The organism is Pseudonocardia humida, from assembly GCF_023898865.1.
Lineage (GTDB): Bacteria > Actinomycetota > Actinomycetes > Mycobacteriales > Pseudonocardiaceae > Pseudonocardia > Pseudonocardia humida.
The window spans coordinates 1-14,045 of the sequence record NZ_JAGSOV010000066.1 but is presented as its reverse complement, the minus strand read 5'-3'; the positions used below and the strand labels follow the sequence as shown (position 1 = coordinate 14,045).

Below are 14,045 nucleotides of genomic sequence, written 5' to 3'. Positions count from 1 at the left end.
GCCCGTGAGCCGCGCCGACCGCCGCCCCCGCCGCCGCCTCGACGTCGCGCAGCGGCGCGCGGCGATCCTCGACGCCGCGCGGACGGCGTTCGGCGCGGGCGCCTACCAGCAGGTCGCGCTGAGCCGGATCGCCGAGGCCGCCGACGCGTCCGAGGCGCTCGTGCTGCGGTACTTCACCAGCAAGGCCGCGCTCTACGTGGAGGTCGTGCGGGAGGCGATCGCACTGCTGCTGGAGCACCAGCGGCAGGCCGACGAGGCCCTGCCGCCCGCGACCGACCCCCTGGAGCGGGTCGCCACGTCGGCCCGGGTCTACCTCGACTTCGTGGCGGCGATCCCGCACGGCTGGGCCGGACCGCTGCGAGCACCGTTCGGCGAGCCGCCCGAGGCCGAGGCGCTGCGCGTCGAGCTGCGCGCGCACTACGTCGGGCTGATGGGCGAGCTGCTCGGCCGGGAGTCCGAGCTCGCCTTCCACGGCTACCTGGGCTTCCTCGACGCCGCCTGCCTCGCCTGGGTGGAGTCCGGGTGCCCGGAGCGCGAGCGCGAGCCGCTGGCGGCCATGGCGGTCGGTGCGCTGCGCGGCGCCCTCCGGGCATGACGACCACTGGCTTATATAACCGCCGGCTGCAACCCTGGGCGGGTGCACGCCTTCGACGTCCTCGGCGACCCGGTCCGGCGCCGGATCCTCGAGCTGCTCGCCGACGGCGAGCGGCCCGCGGGCGAGGTGAGCGCGGTCGTGCAGCGCGAGTTCGGCATCTCCCAGCCGGGGGTCTCCCAGCACCTGCGGGTGCTGCGGGAGAACGGCTTCGCCACCGTCCGCGCCGACGGCGCCCGCCGGCTCTACTCGGTCGACCCCGAGCCCCTGCGCGAGATCGACGCCTGGCTCGACCGGTACCGCCGGTTCTGGCAGCAGCCGCTCGACGCGCTGGCCACCGAGCTGGCCCGGGGCAGGCGGGAGCGCCGCGCCGCCGAGTGAGCGCTCAGCGGGCCAGGCGCAGCTCGGTCACCCGCAGGCCGGGCTCCGGCTCGTGGGTGCCGGTCTCGACGAACCCCAGCGAGCGGTAGAGCCGCAGCGCCGGCTCGTTCGCCGCCCCGGTCGAGATCAGCACGTCACCGCCGGCCTCGGCGGCCAGGACGTGGTCGAGCAGCCGGCGGGCGATGCCGCGGCGGAACCACGGCGGGTCGACGCAGAGGCGCACCAGGTCGAGCTCGCCCGCCGGGCTGCGGATCCAGGCCAGGAAACCGACCGGTAGCGCGTCGTGGACGGCACCGAGCCAGCTCAGCGGGGCCGCACGCAGCTCGTCGAGGGTCTCGGAGAGGGCGGGGATGCCGGGGTGGCCGATGAGCTCGGCCTCCACGGCGTAGGAGCGCAGCCCGAGCTGGTGCACCTCGCGCGCGATCCGGTCGTCGCGCAGGTCCAGTTCGCTCAGCCGCCACACCGGGCGAGCCAAGCACACGCGGCGAGGGGGGGGGCCGCCCCCCCCCCCGGGCCCCCCCCCCCCCCCCCCCAGCCCGCCCCCCCCCCCCCCCCGCCCCGCCGGCCCCCCACCCGGCCCGCGCGCCGAGCGCGCGGGCCCCTCGCACCCCCCGTCAGGACCGGCGCAGCGCCAGCAGCGCGCCGGCCGTCACGACCGCGGCCGCGAAGAAGATCGCCCGCCCGACCAACGACCCCGAGACCGCCAGCAGCGTCAGCGACATGTTCCCGGCCGTGTGCACCAGCACCGCCGAGGGCACCCCGCCGCGCAACCGCTCGGACACGAACCAGTAGCCGACCGACAGCGGCGGCATCGAGGCGAAGAACAGCAGCGCCGCGGGCGAGAGCAGGCCCATCTGCGCCTGGCTGGTCCCGACCAGCAGGAACAGCGGGACGTGCCACAGCGCCCACACCGCACCGACCACGGCCGACGTCGCCGCGGGCGACAGCCGCCTGCGCAGCCGCGGCTGCAGGTGCCCGCGCCAGCCGAACTCCTCGGCCAGCGGCCCGGTCACCAGGAACAGGCCCAGCATCGGCAGCAGGCCGCCGACGCCCGCGACCGTGCCGGCGATCGCGGACGGATCGACCGGCGCCGCCCCGACCAGCGGCGCCACCACGGCCGCCACCACCGCCGGGAACGCCCCGACCAGCAGCGCGGCCGGCACCCAGCCCGCCGCCGCTCCCCACCGCGCCTGGCGCTCACCCCCGCGCCCGAGCAGCGCGAGCACCCCCGCGGCCAGGCTGGGACCGAAGCTCCCCAGGCCGAAGAGGGCGAACACCAGCGGCTCGGCGATGTCGCCGCCCAGGGCGACGGCCACCGCCCACGGCACCCAGCTCAGCCCGAACGCCAGCCCCAGGAACGGGCCGACCTCGCGGACCAGGGACCCGCTCTCCTCGGAGCTGGAGCGGAGCGTGCTCGTCGTCATGCGGCCAGCCAACCGCCGCGACCCCCGCCCGACAGCCCGGCCCGCCTCCGCTCCCGGGTAGGGCTCTCCCCACCCCCCGCTCGCCCGTCGAGAACGAACTCCACGAGAAGCCGCACAGCACCGTGGAGTGCGAGTACGCGTGGCGGCGCACCGACCGCTGGATCAACTTCCCGTGGTCGACCGAACCCCCGTCGTGCAGCGCGAGGGCCAGGCCCTCGACGCCTGACCTCGGGCGAACGGCGCGTTGGGCCAACGAGGCTGGGCCAACGCGCCACTCGCTCGCAGGGTGGGACGAAGGTCGCGCTCGCGCCCCGGGACGCAACGAAAGTCGCGCTCGTCCCCCCGTGAGGCGGCGCACAGCGCCGCGAGCCGGGCGAGCCCGAGGGGGCGCGCAGCGCCCACCCCCGGAAGTGCTCCCCTGCCGTCGCCTCGGCGCGCACGGCGCAGCGCCTCCGGCGCCGACCCGCACCCCACCACGTGTCCGGAGCCGCGGACGGCGCAGCGAAGCGGAGCCGGGAAGCGGCGGCACCCGGCGCCCGCCGAAGGCGGGTGGTGGTGGGGTGCGGGTCGGTGACGGAGGTGCTTCGATGGGTGGGTCGAGGTGGCGGCAGGGGAGTACTTCTCCCCCTGCTGGAGCTGAGGTCGCTCGCCGCGGAGGGCGCCGCCGGAGGCGCTCTAAGCAGTGACTGTCGTGGGCGACGCGCCCAGCCCCATACCCAGCTCAGAGACAGCGAACAACGCCTCCGGCGGCGCCTACGCGGCGAGCGACCTCGGATCAAGCAGGGGGCCTCGGAAGAGGAGCGGGGCGATGACGCGCCCCGGCGATCCCTCGCCTCCCGGCGCTGACACGCCGCATCGGCGAGACGAGAGCGACTTTCATCCCGCCCAACAGCACGAGAGCGACTTTCATCCCGCCCAACAGCACGAGAGCGACTTTCATCCCGCCCAACAGCACGAGAGCGACTTTCATCCCGCCCGACGAGACGAGAGCGGCTCTCGTCCCGCCAGCGGCACGAGAGCCACTCTCGTCGTCGTTCTGGACCGGTCCAAGAGACGACAGCTTCGTTCTCGACGGGGCCGGGGCGGGGGGCGGGGGTTAGGCGAGGGTGCGGACGGAGAGATCCCAGAGGCGCGCGGCCGCCTCGGGGTCGAGGGCGTGCGCGGCCACGCCGGTGCGGGTGCCCGGCTCGTTCGGGGCGGCCTCGGCGCAGTCCTCGAAGTAGCGCCCGCTGACCCCCTCCACCAGCGGCGACGCCGCCAACAGGACCGAGGTCGCCGCACCCTGCTGCGGGGTCTTCCAGGACGCCGCGGAGCTGCCGGCGGCGGCCAGGATCCGGTCCAGCTCGGCCTCGTCGACATGGCGCTGGAGGTTGGTGCGGATGACGCCGGGCATCAGGGCGTTGGCCGTGATGCCCTCGCCGCCCCACCGCTTCGTCGCCTCCACGGCGAGCAGCACGTCGGCCGTCTTGGACTGGCCGTAGGCGACCCACGGGTCGTACTCGCGGCGCTCGAAGTGGACGTCGTCGAAGTCCACGCCCGCGCGCAGGTGGGCGCTGGAGCTGACCGAGACGATCCGCGCCCCGTCCGCCGCGACCAGGTTGCGGTGCAGCCCGCAGGCCAGCGCGAAGTGCCCCAGGTGGTTGGTGGCGAACTGCACCTCCCAGCCCTCGGGCGTGCGCGCGAGCGGGGAGGCCATCACGCCGGCGTTGTCGACCAGGATGTGCAGCGGCCCGCTCCAGGCCGCGACGAACGCCGAGATCGACGACCGGTCGGTCAGGTCGAGCGGGGTGACGGTGATCTCCCGGCCGGTGTCGACCGCGATGTCGAGGGCGGTCCGCTCGCCCGCGGTCATGTCGCGCACGGCGATGGTCACGTCGGCGCCCGCGCCGGCCAGCGCGCGGGCCGTCTCGACGCCGATGCCCGACGCCCCACCGGTGACGACGGCGCGGCGGCCGGTGAGGTCGATCCCCTCGATGACGTCGGCTGCGGTGGACTCGGCGGTGAACGGGGTGCTGGTGAGCGTGGAGCCGGTCATGTCGTCCTCTCTCCGGTCAAGCGGAGGTTCCTCCGATACGTCCGGTGCAACCGGAGGCCCATCCGGTTCATTCCGGCCTACGCTGGCGGCGACGCGGGAGAGCAGGAGGAGCGATGGCGACCAGCGAGCGGCCGTTGCGCGCCGACGCGCGCCGCAACCGCGACCGGCTGCTCGCCGCCGCGGTGCGGGCCTTCGCCGCGCCCGACAGCGGCGAGGTCACCCTGGAGGCCATCGCCAGGGCGGCGGAGGTCGGCATCGGCACCCTCTACCGGCACTTCCCGACTCGGGAGGCGCTGATCGAGGCCGCCTACCGCAGCGAGCTCGCCCGCCTCTGCGACGCCGTCCCCGACCTGCTCGCCGATCAGCCCCCCGATCAGGCCCTGCGCACGTGGATGGACCGGTTCGTCGACTACATGACCACCAAGCGCGGCATGGCCGACGCGCTGCGCGCCGTCATCGCCTCCGGCGCCAACCCCTACGAGCAGAGCCGGGCCCGGCTGCTCGACGCGATCACCGCGCTCATCGCGGCCGCCGCCGCGACCGGCGCCGTGCGGCCCGACGTCGACCCCGGCGACGTGCTGACCGGGCTGAGCGGGGTGTCGCTGGCCGCCGGGGCACCCGAGCAGCGCGAGCAGGCCGGCCGCCTGCTCGACCTGATCATGGACGGGCTGCGCTACCGCGGCTGACCCGCCGCCGCCGCGAGCAGCCCGACGTCGAGAACGTGCACGAGGCCGGGCGCCACCCGCACCGCGCCCGCCGCGACCAGCACCCGCAGCGCCCGGTTCACCGTCACCCGCGACAACCCCAGCTCCTCCCCCAGCCCCTGCTGACCGCCGGTCAGCCGCACCGCCGCCCCGGCGACCGCCCCCGCCTCGATGAGCCGGTCGGCCACCCGGGCCACCGGGCCACCCGTGGCCCGCACCCGCGACCGCCGCTGCCGGTCGGCCTCGGCGGCCAGCCAGCGCAGCACGTGCTCGCGCACCGCCGGCACCTCGTCGACCAGCCGGCGCAGCTGCGCCGACGGCAGCGACCGCACCCGGGCCGGGGCGGCGGTCGTCCAGGTCGCGGTGTGCACGCCGCCACCCAGCGCCGCCACCTTGTCGATCACGCCCGGCGCGACCACCGTCGCCAACCGGACCGCCGTGCCGCCGACGGTGTCGCGGACGCCGACGACCGACCCCCGCTCCAGCACGACGAGCCGGACCGCGGGCTCCCCCGCCGCCGCGACCACCTGCCCGACCGGCAGCGACCGGACCGGCATGGCCGCGGCCAGCCGCGCGAGCCGACCGGGGGGCAGCGCCGCGAACAACGGCACCCGGCGCAAGCCGTCGAGGTCCACGCGGCCAGTGTCACCCCGCTGTATCGCCGGATACAGCCCTCGGCCGTCGACGTTCCTACCGTCCGGCGGATGATCTGCATCGAACTGGCCTTCACCCCCGACCCCGCCCGCCTCGCCGCCCGCCCGGCGCACCGGCGGCGCCTCGCCGACCTGCACGCCCGCGGGGTGCTGGTCGCCGCCGGGCCGTGGGCGGACGACTCCGGCGCGCTGCTGATCCTCGCCACCGACCGCGCGGGCGCCGACGCGGTGCTGGCCGCCGACCCGTACGTCACGACCGCGGGCGTGCGGGTCGTCGCGGTCCGCGACTGGGCCCCGCTCCTCGCCCCCGTCCCTGCCGCCTCGGCACCTCCCGCGGGTTCAGGAAGGCCACCTTCCTGAACCCCGGGAGTTCAGGAGGGTGGCCTTCCCGGCCGCACAGGACCTGAAGGTGGCCTTCCTGAACCACGGGCGAGGGCGGTCAGGGGGTGAGGGCGGCGGCGAGGGTGGCTTCGATCACCCGGGCGGAGACCCGGGCGACCTCGTCGGGGGTGCGGCCGAAGTCGCCGGCCAGCGACTGGGTGCAGAAGCTCGACAGGTGCACGGCGACCGCGTCGACCAGCCACTCCGGCGGCTCGCCCGGCCCGCCGCGGGCCTGCCACATCCGCCCGGTCACCCGCACCGCGAACTGCTTGCGGCCGGCCCGCCGCTCCGCGGCCGCCTCGGCCAGCTCGCCGGAGAGGTCCTCGGGCGGGAGGACCGCCAGCTCCCAGTAGACGCGGCCGTTGCGGGCGTTGAGCCGGTGGGTGACCAGCAGCAGGTCGAGCAGCCAGGCGCGCAGGTCGCCGTCGGCGGGGGCCGGGGGGATCTGCTGGGCGTAGCGGCGCACGCCCTCCCGGATCGCGGCGGTGAACAGGGCGTCGCGGGTGCTGAAGTGGCGGAAGACGGTGCGCCGGTTGACCCCGGCCGCCTCCGCCACGTCGTCGACGGTGGCGGCGAGCCCGCGGTCGGCCAGGACCACGCGGGCGGCGTGCAGGATCCGGGCGCGGGCGGCGTCGCGCTGCTCGACGGCGAGCGGTGTCGTGGTCCCGGCGTCCGGCACCGGGGGATGGTACCGGCGGCGCTTGCCCGGTGTCACTCAGGAGTGACATGCTGGCACTGGTCAGAGGCGACAGGGCGAGCCGGCGGAGCGTGCATGAGCGTCATGGAGGGCCCCACCAGGCCGGACGGCACCCCCATCGACAAGGAGGCCGTCCGCCGCCGCTACCTGGAGGAGCGCGACAAGCGGCTGCGCGCCGACGGCAACGCCCAGTACGTCCGGCTCGCCGGCGGGCCCTTCGCGCACTACCTCGACGACCCGCACACGCCCTCGGTGGAGCGCGAGCCGCGCGCCGACCACGTGACCGTGGCCTTCATCGGCGGCGGCTTCGCCGGGCTGGTCACCGGCGCGCGGCTGAAGGAGGCGGGCGTCGACGACGTCCGGATCGTGGAGAAGGGCGGCGACTTCGGCGGCACCTGGTACTGGAACCGCTACCCCGGCGCCCAGTGCGACACCGCCTCGATGGTCTACATGCCGCTGCTGGAAGAGACCGGGCACATGCCCACCGAGAAGTACGCGCACGGGCCGGAGATCCTCGAGTACTGCCGGCGGATCGCCACCCGGTTCGGGCTCCACGACGGCGCGCTGTTCCACACCGAGGTCACCGACCTGAGCTGGGACGACGACGCGTCGCGCTGGGTGGTCAGCACCAACCGCGGCGACCGGTTCACCGCGCAGTTCGTCGCGATGGGCATCGGGCCGCTGCACGTGGCCAAGCTGCCCGGCATCCCGGGCATCGCCGACTTCGCCGGCCACTCGTTCCACACCAGCCGCTGGGACTACGCCTACACCGGCGGCGACCACCTCGGCGCCCCGATGGACCGGCTCGCCGACAAGCGAGTGGCGATCATCGGCACCGGGGCGACGGCCGTGCAGGCCGTGCCGCACCTGGCCCGGGCCTGCCGGGAGCTGCTGGTGTTCCAGCGCACGCCGTCGTCGATCGACGTGCGCGACAACGGGCCGATCGACCCGGAGTGGTTCGCCGGGATCGCCACGCCCGGCTGGCAGCAGCGCTGGCTGGACAACTTCACGCTCAACCAGGCGGGCGGCACCGCCGACGTCGACCTGGTCATGGACGGCTGGACCGAGATCTCCCGACGGATGCGCTCGAAGTTCTCCGCCCTGCCCCGCGAGGAGCGCACCCCGCTGGCGATGCTGGCCGCGTTCGAGGACGCCGACGTCGAGAAGATGGAGCAGATCCGCGCCCGGGTCGACGCGGTCGTCGCCGACCCGGCGACCGCCGAGCACCTCAAGGCCTGGTACCGCCAGCTGTGCAAGCGGCCCTGCTTCCACGACGAGTACCTGCAGGCCTACAACGAGCCCGGGGTGCGCCTGGTCGACACCGACGGCCGCGGCGTCGAGCGGATCACCGAGCGCGGGGTGGTCGCCAACGGCGTCGAGCACGAGGTCGACCTGATCATCTACGCGTCCGGCTTCGAGGTCGGCACGGAGTGGACCCGCCGGGCGGGCTACGAGGTCACCGGCCGCGGCGGGGTGCGGATCTCCGACTACTGGGCCGAGGGCATGCGCACGCTGCACGGCCTGCACGTGCACGGCTTCCCCAACATGTTCGTCGTGCAGCCCACCCAGGCCGCAAACCTGATCTCCAACGTGCCCAGCAACCTCACCGACCACGGGCGCACGGTGGCGGCGGTGGTCGCGCACGCGCTGGAGCGGGGCGCCGCCGAGGTGGAGAGCACGAAGGAGGCCGAGAACGCCTGGGGCGAGCTGCTGCTCACCGGGCCGGGCCGGATGATGGCCGGCGCGCTGGACTGCACGCCCGGCTACTACAACAACGAGGGCCAGGACCCCGGCCCGCGGGCCCGGCTCAACGTCGGCCACCCGCACGGCCCCGCCGCGTACTTCGCGTACATCGACAAGTGGCGTCGGGCCGGGACGTTCGAGGGCCTGGAGTTCCGCTGAGCGACCGGCCGGCAGGTGCTGCCGGACGCCCAGGCCGGCCCGGTCGCCGGGGTGGCCGCGAACGGTCGGCCGCCGCGGTCAGGCCCGGCGGCCCGAGCCGAGCTCGTGCTGGTCCGCGACACCGCTGTTCCTGATCCGCCTCGCCGCTGCGGCCGGGCGTGGGCCCACCTGGTCACGGACCGGGTGGCCGACGTCGAGGTGTTCGCCGCGCCGGGAGGCCGAGGGCGGCACGGTCATCGACCCAGGTGGTGCGGGCGCCGGTGGAGCGCTCGACCGATCCGCTGGACCGGCTCTCGCCGCGGGAGCGCGAGGTGCGCGCCCTGGTCGCGGAGCGCGCCCGACCAGCGCGAACGCCGCGCACCTGGGTGGTCACCGAGGACACCCGCCGGATGCTCGCGGTGCCGCCCACCTGCAGGGCACCGACCCGTGAGCGGCGGGCTCAGCCGGCGCGGCGGTGACGGCGGGTGGCGAGGGCGCACCGCAGCAGGTAGACGGGGGTGGGCGGCACCCAGCCCAGCTGCATCGCCAGCGACTGGTCGTCGCGCACGGCCCAGTGCTCGACGACCAGGCCGTCGCGGAAGCGCAGGAAGTGCGCGTGGTTCACCTCGAAGCGCTTGCCGGTGGGCGCGAACGCCCGCTCGACGGTGGCCTCCGGCGTCCAGATCACCATGTCGCCGACGTGCCGCCCGCTCACCGTGCCGTGGGTGACGGCCAGGTCGCCGTCGACCAGCACCGTGCTGATCCCGAAGGCCATGTCGGCGAACGCGGTGCGCAGCCAGCGGGCGGTGCCCCAGAACGCGTTCGGGCCGCGGCCCCGGCAGTTCGGCGGCTCGGACGCGGCCTCGCGGTTCGTCGCCTCCGGGTGCACCACCCGGCGGAAGTCGTCGAGCGTGCCGTTGACCATCAGATGGATGGCCCGGGCGGCCAGGTCGGCCTGCGCGGCGCGGTCGGTCGTGGTCGTCATGGGGCCTCCCAAGTTCGGTACAGCTTGCTGTATCGAGTCGAGACAGTACGCTGTATCCAAATGACGGCGCAAGTACCGGTTGGAGACCGATGCCCTACGACAACAGCTCGCGCGCGGCCGCCGCGGCGGCCACCCGGACCAAGGTCCTGGCCGCCGCCCGCGACGCCTTCCTGACCCAGGGCTACGCCGCCACCACCATCCGCGGGATCGCCGCGGCGGCCGGGGTGTCGCAGGAGACGGTCTACAAGCGGTTCGGGAACAAGGCCCGGCTGCTCAAGGACGCCTACGACGTGGCGATGGCCGGCGACGAGGACGCGGCCCCGGTCGGCGCCCGACCGGAGGCGGTCGCCGTGCGCGAGGCCACCGGGCCCGAGGAGGCCGTCGCCGCCTACGCGGCCCTGTGCCGGGGGCTGACCGGCCGGGCCGGGGGCCTGATGCGCGTCGTGGCCTCCGCCCGCGGCGGCGACCCCGACCTGGACGCCTTCGTGGCCACCGTCGACGCCGAGCGGCTGACCGGAGCCACCCTCGTCGCCGGCCTGTGGGCCGAGCGCGGGTGGCTGCGCCCCGGCCTGGACGCCGAGCGCGCCCGCGACGTCATCTGGACGCTCAACTCGCCCGACGTCTGGCTGCTGCTCACCCAGCGCGGCTGGTCGCCGCAGGACTACGAGTCCTGGATCGCGACCGGCCTGCGCTCGATGGTCCTGCGGTCCGCGTAGCTCAGGTCAGAACGGGCCGGTCTTGTCCAGGACCTCCAGGTAGTGCGGGTTGGACATGATGGCCAGGACGTTGCCGAACGGGTCGACGACCGCCGCCGTCACGAAGCCCTCGGTGCGCGCGGTGATCGGCTCGTACTCGGTGGCGCCGTGTTCGACCAGCCAGGCGAAGGTGGCCTCGATGTCGTCGACGTGCCAGTTGGCCAGCGCGCCGCCCGCCGGGTTCGCCGCCCCGGGCGGGGCGAAGCGGCGGTCGATGAAGCCCAGCTCGTGCTGGTAGTCGCCGAGCCGGAACTCGACGTAGCCGGGCGTCCCGTCGGGGCCGGGGACCGAGTAGTAGGGCTCGACGCCGAGGAACCCGGCGTACCACCGGGCCGCCTCGGCGACGTCGTCGGCGTAGAGGTTGACAGTGGCGAGTCCGCGGAGCATGTGCGGTGTCCTTCCGTTCGATCCGGGTGTCGAGACCATGGTGCGGAGGCGAAGTGCTCATCCAATGAGCACTTTTACGGGCAGGATTCGGGCATGCGCGCAGACCGCCTCGTCGCCACCCTCCTGCTGATGCAGGCCCGCGGCCGGGTGACCGCGGCCGAGGTCGCCGCCGAGCTGGAGGTCTCCGTGGCGACCGCCCGCCGCGACCTGGAGGCGCTCTCGGCCGCCGGGGTGCCCGTCTACCCGCAACCCGGCCGCGGCGGGGGCTGGCAGCTGGTCGGCGGCGCGCGCACCGACCTCACCGGCCTCACCGCCGGTGAGGCGCAGGCCCTGTTCCTGCTGCTCGGACCGAGCGCCGGAGCCGCGGGCACGCCCGCGCGCTCGGCGCTGCGCAAGCTGGTGCGCGCCCTGCCCGACACCTTCCGCCCCGCCGCCGAAGCCGCCGCCGACGCCGTCGTCGTCGACCCGGCCCGGTGGGGCGAGCACGGCCGGGAGCGTTCCGAGCTGGTCGAGCTGCTGCAGTCGGCCGTGGTGCGGCGCCGCCGCGTCGAGCTCGTCTACGCCCGGCCCGGCCGGGAACCGGGCACCCGCCGGGTCGACCCGCTCGGCCTCGTCGACAAGGACGAGACCTGGTACCTCGTCGCCGGCACCGACGCCGGGCGGCGCACGTTCCGCGTCGACCGCGTCGTCGAGGCGACCGTGACCGACGAACCCGCCGCGCGACCCGCCGACTTCGACCTGGCCGCGGAGTGGGAGCGGGTCGTCGACCGCGTCGAGCAGCGTCGCGCCGGCTTCGACGCCGACGTCCTGATCGACGCCCGGGTGCTGCACGTCCTGCGCGGCCACTTCGGCCGCCAGTGCGAGGTCCTCGGACCCGCCGACGACGGGCGGGTGCGCGTCCGGCTGTCCGCGCCGACCCCGGTGATGATCGCCCAGCGGCTGGCGGGCTGGGGCGCGCAGGTCGAGGTCGTGGGCTCACCGCCGCTCACCGCCGAGCTCGCCCGGATCGGCCGCGAGCTCGTCGCCCGCTACGCCGCCCGCCCCCCCCCCCCCCCCCCCCCCGCCGGGGGGGGGGGCGGCCGCCCCGACCGGTTGTCAGGAAAGCCACCATCAGGACGCCACGCGTCCTGATGGTGGCTTTCCTGACACGCGGGCGCGGGGTGGGGGCGCGGGGGAGGGCGCAGGGTCAGGGGGTCGGAGGTGGTGGGGGTTCGTCCGCGCGGCGAGGGGCGAGGGGGAGCGCTGCGACGAGCACTACGGCCGCCACGGCCAGCACCGCGGTGAGCCCGGCCGTCCGGTCGGGGACGGCGAGCAGCAGCCAGCCCAGTGCCGCCGCGCCGAGCGCGCCGCCGAGCTGGCGGGCGAACGTCAGCGCGGCCATCGCGGCGCCGAACGCCTCCGGCGGGGCGCACGACTGCCCGAGCAGCGTGTAGGCCTGCAGGCACAGGCCGAGCGCCGCGCCGGTCAGCGCCATCCCGACGACCGCGACGACCAGCGCGCCCTGGCCGCCCGTCCACGGCACGGCGGCCAGCGCGCCGAGCCCGACGACGCCGGCGCCCAGGCCGAGCCGGCCCCAGGGGACCATCCGCGACCAGCGGCGGGCGAGCGCGGCGAACACCAGGCCGATCGCCAGCTGGCCGCCGGTCAGCGCGACCAGCGTCGCGCCGACGGCGCCGGTGCCCAGCCCGGTGCCCGCGGCCACCGCGGCCGGGACGAACGTGAAGCTGCCGAACAGCGCCACCCCGCCGAGCCCGGTCACCGCGATCGTGCGGGCGAGGCCGGGGGCGGCGAGCAGGGCGGGCGGGAACAGCGGGGCGGGCGCGCGCCGCTGCACCCGGACGAAGAGCGCGGCCGCCAGCAGCGCGACCAGGAGGAGCGGCACCGCGGCGGGCCCCGCGGCCAGCGCCTCGGACGAGCCGAGCAGGACGATGCACCCGCCGCCGAGCACGACCAGCGCGGTGCCGACGACGTCGAATCCGCGCCCGGCGTCGGCCCGGCGGCCGGGTAGGCCGCGCAGCCCGAGGGCCAGCGCGACGGCGCACAGCGGCAGGTTGATCCCGAACGCCCAGCGCCAGCCCGGCCCGGCCGCCAGCAGCGCGCCGACCGGCGGTCCGGCCAGCGCGGAGACGCCGAAGGCCGCGGTCACCCAGACCTGCCTGCGCACCCGCTCGGCCCGGTCGAACATCTCGCCGAGGGCCGTCACGGCGGAGACGACCAGCCCGCCCCCGCCGACGCCCTGCAGGGCGCGGGCCGCGACCAGCGTCGGGAGCGAGGGCGCGAGCGCGCACAGGGCCGACCCGAGCGCGAACACCAGCACCGAGGCGGCGAAGACCGTACGGCGACCGAGCCGGTCCCCGAGCCTGCCGTGGACCGGGGTGGTGACGGTGACGGTCAGCAGGTAGGCGGCCGTCACCCCGGCGACGGCGTCCGGGTCGTCGAGGTCGGCGCCGATCGCCGGCAGCGCGGCGACGACGACGTTGCCGTCGAGCTGGGCCATGAGCATGCCGAGCAGCAGCGCCGCGAACGCCGCTTCGACGGCGCGACGGGGCGCGCCCACCCCGGTAGATACGTGCATTTCGCACACGTTATTGTATGCGTATTGCACGCACAAGGGAGGCCCGATGGCCGACGACCTGCAGGGCGGGGGGCCCGCGCTGTTCCGCCTGGTGCGCTTCTGGTCGCGACGCGGCCCGTTGCGCGTCTCGGCCGAGCTGACCGGCGAGGAACGCAGGCTGCAGGACATCCAGGTGCTGGAGGCCGTCGCCGCCACGCCCGGCGACGAGGCGTCGGTGGCCGACGTCGCGCACCAGCTGGGGATCGACCGGTCGGGGGCGAGCCGGTTCGTCTCCGACGCCGTCGCGCACGGCTACCTGACCCGCGGCGCCGCCACCGACGACGCGCGCCGCGCCGTGCTGACCGTCACGCCGGACGGGCACGAGCTGCTCGCGGGCGCCCGGGCCTGGCAGGAGCGCGTGTTCGGCGAGCTGACCGCGGGCTGGCCCGCCGAGGACGCCGCCGACCTCGCCCGCCACCTGCGCCGCCTCGCCGCCGAGCTCCCCACCGGTCGGTAGCCGTGGCGGCGCGGAACGCCGGTCCTCGCAGACTCTCCGTGGGGCGCCGGCGGGGGGGGGTGGCCGCGGGGGCCCCGCCGGCCCGGCGGGGGCGCCCCG

The 14,045-nt window shown here is 76.0% G+C and carries 16 protein-coding genes; 8 read left to right on the top strand and 8 right to left on the bottom strand.

The genetic code is table 11. From position 1 onward, the window contains the following. Positions 1–4 precede the first annotated feature (4 nt). Complete coding sequence (locus KDL28_RS31090) at positions 5–595, top strand: TetR/AcrR family transcriptional regulator (protein ID WP_252444301.1); 591 nt, start codon at positions 5–7, stop codon at positions 593–595. A gap of 42 nt (positions 596–637) precedes the next feature. Then, entirely contained in the window at positions 638–973 is a 336-nt protein-coding gene (locus KDL28_RS31085) for an ArsR/SmtB family transcription factor (protein ID WP_252444300.1), read from the top strand. Positions 974–977: 4 nt separating this feature from the next. Here the strand turns inward: KDL28_RS31085 and KDL28_RS31080 are convergent, their stop codons facing one another. The 3 genes from KDL28_RS31080 to KDL28_RS31070 all read right to left on the bottom strand — a co-directional run bounded on the left by KDL28_RS31080 (position 978) and on the right by KDL28_RS31070 (position 4,432). Continuing rightward, positions 978–1,436 carry a GNAT family N-acetyltransferase gene (locus tag KDL28_RS31080; RefSeq protein WP_252444299.1) on the bottom strand — a complete coding sequence of 153 codons (459 nt, stop codon included), beginning with the start codon at positions 1,434–1,436 and terminating at the stop codon, positions 978–980. Between the two features lie 151 nt (positions 1,437–1,587). After that, the gene (locus tag KDL28_RS31075; protein ID WP_252444298.1) at positions 1,588–2,397 is read right to left on the bottom strand and encodes a CPBP family intramembrane glutamic endopeptidase; all 810 of its coding nucleotides are present in this window, start codon (positions 2,395–2,397) and stop codon (positions 1,588–1,590) included. Positions 2,398–3,493: 1,096 nt separating this feature from the next. After that, positions 3,494–4,432: an SDR family NAD(P)-dependent oxidoreductase gene (locus KDL28_RS31070; RefSeq protein WP_252444297.1), complete on the bottom strand. Its 939-nt coding sequence runs from the start codon at positions 4,430–4,432 to the stop codon at positions 3,494–3,496. Between the two features lie 113 nt (positions 4,433–4,545). Between KDL28_RS31070 and KDL28_RS31065 the strand changes: the two genes are divergently transcribed. Beyond that, positions 4,546–5,118: a TetR/AcrR family transcriptional regulator gene (locus tag KDL28_RS31065; RefSeq protein ID WP_252444296.1), complete on the top strand. Its 573-nt coding sequence runs from the start codon at positions 4,546–4,548 to the stop codon at positions 5,116–5,118. On the opposite strand, the gene KDL28_RS31060 is transcribed toward KDL28_RS31065, so the two are convergent. Continuing rightward, positions 5,106–5,771 carry a Crp/Fnr family transcriptional regulator gene (locus tag KDL28_RS31060; RefSeq protein ID WP_252444295.1) on the bottom strand — a complete coding sequence of 222 codons (666 nt, stop codon included), beginning with the start codon at positions 5,769–5,771 and terminating at the stop codon, positions 5,106–5,108. The genes KDL28_RS31065 and KDL28_RS31060 overlap by 13 nt on opposite strands. Positions 5,772–5,840: 69 nt before the next feature. Between KDL28_RS31060 and KDL28_RS31055 the strand changes: the two genes are divergently transcribed. Then, entirely contained in the window at positions 5,841–6,149 is a 309-nt protein-coding gene (locus tag KDL28_RS31055; RefSeq protein ID WP_252444294.1) for a YciI family protein, read from the top strand. Between the two features lie 79 nt (positions 6,150–6,228). Here the strand turns inward: KDL28_RS31055 and KDL28_RS31050 are convergent, their stop codons facing one another. After that, entirely contained in the window at positions 6,229–6,849 is a 621-nt protein-coding gene (locus KDL28_RS31050; protein ID WP_252444293.1) for a TetR/AcrR family transcriptional regulator, read from the bottom strand. A gap of 93 nt (positions 6,850–6,942) precedes the next feature. On the opposite strand from KDL28_RS31050, the gene KDL28_RS31045 reads away from it, so the two are divergent. Further along, entirely contained in the window at positions 6,943–8,769 is a 1,827-nt protein-coding gene (locus KDL28_RS31045; protein WP_252444292.1) for a flavin-containing monooxygenase, read from the top strand. Between the two features lie 439 nt (positions 8,770–9,208). Here the strand turns inward: KDL28_RS31045 and KDL28_RS31040 are convergent, their stop codons facing one another. Next, positions 9,209–9,733 (bottom strand): ester cyclase, encoded by a 525-nt coding sequence (locus KDL28_RS31040; protein ID WP_252444291.1) that lies wholly within the window; start codon positions 9,731–9,733, stop codon positions 9,209–9,211. A gap of 89 nt (positions 9,734–9,822) precedes the next feature. Here KDL28_RS31040 and KDL28_RS31035 point away from each other — a divergent pair, with 89 nt between their 5' ends. Next, the gene (locus tag KDL28_RS31035; protein ID WP_252444290.1) at positions 9,823–10,449 is read left to right on the top strand and encodes a TetR/AcrR family transcriptional regulator; all 627 of its coding nucleotides are present in this window, start codon (positions 9,823–9,825) and stop codon (positions 10,447–10,449) included. 6 nt (positions 10,450–10,455) lie between these two features. On the opposite strand, the gene KDL28_RS31030 is transcribed toward KDL28_RS31035, so the two are convergent. Beyond that, positions 10,456–10,875, bottom strand: coding sequence for a VOC family protein (locus KDL28_RS31030; RefSeq protein WP_252444289.1), 420 nt, complete (start codon positions 10,873–10,875; stop codon positions 10,456–10,458). A gap of 93 nt (positions 10,876–10,968) precedes the next feature. Between KDL28_RS31030 and KDL28_RS31025 the strand changes: the two genes are divergently transcribed. Beyond that, complete coding sequence (locus tag KDL28_RS31025) at positions 10,969–12,006, top strand: helix-turn-helix transcriptional regulator (protein WP_252444288.1); 1,038 nt, start codon at positions 10,969–10,971, stop codon at positions 12,004–12,006. A 55-nt stretch (positions 12,007–12,061) separates the two neighbouring features. On the opposite strand, the gene KDL28_RS31020 is transcribed toward KDL28_RS31025, so the two are convergent. Then, entirely contained in the window at positions 12,062–13,450 is a 1,389-nt protein-coding gene (locus KDL28_RS31020; RefSeq protein ID WP_252444287.1) for an MFS transporter, read from the bottom strand. 46 nt (positions 13,451–13,496) lie between these two features. Between KDL28_RS31020 and KDL28_RS31015 the strand changes: the two genes are divergently transcribed. After that, positions 13,497–13,946: a MarR family winged helix-turn-helix transcriptional regulator gene (locus KDL28_RS31015; RefSeq protein ID WP_252444286.1), complete on the top strand. Its 450-nt coding sequence runs from the start codon at positions 13,497–13,499 to the stop codon at positions 13,944–13,946. Positions 13,947–14,045 lie beyond the last annotated feature (99 nt).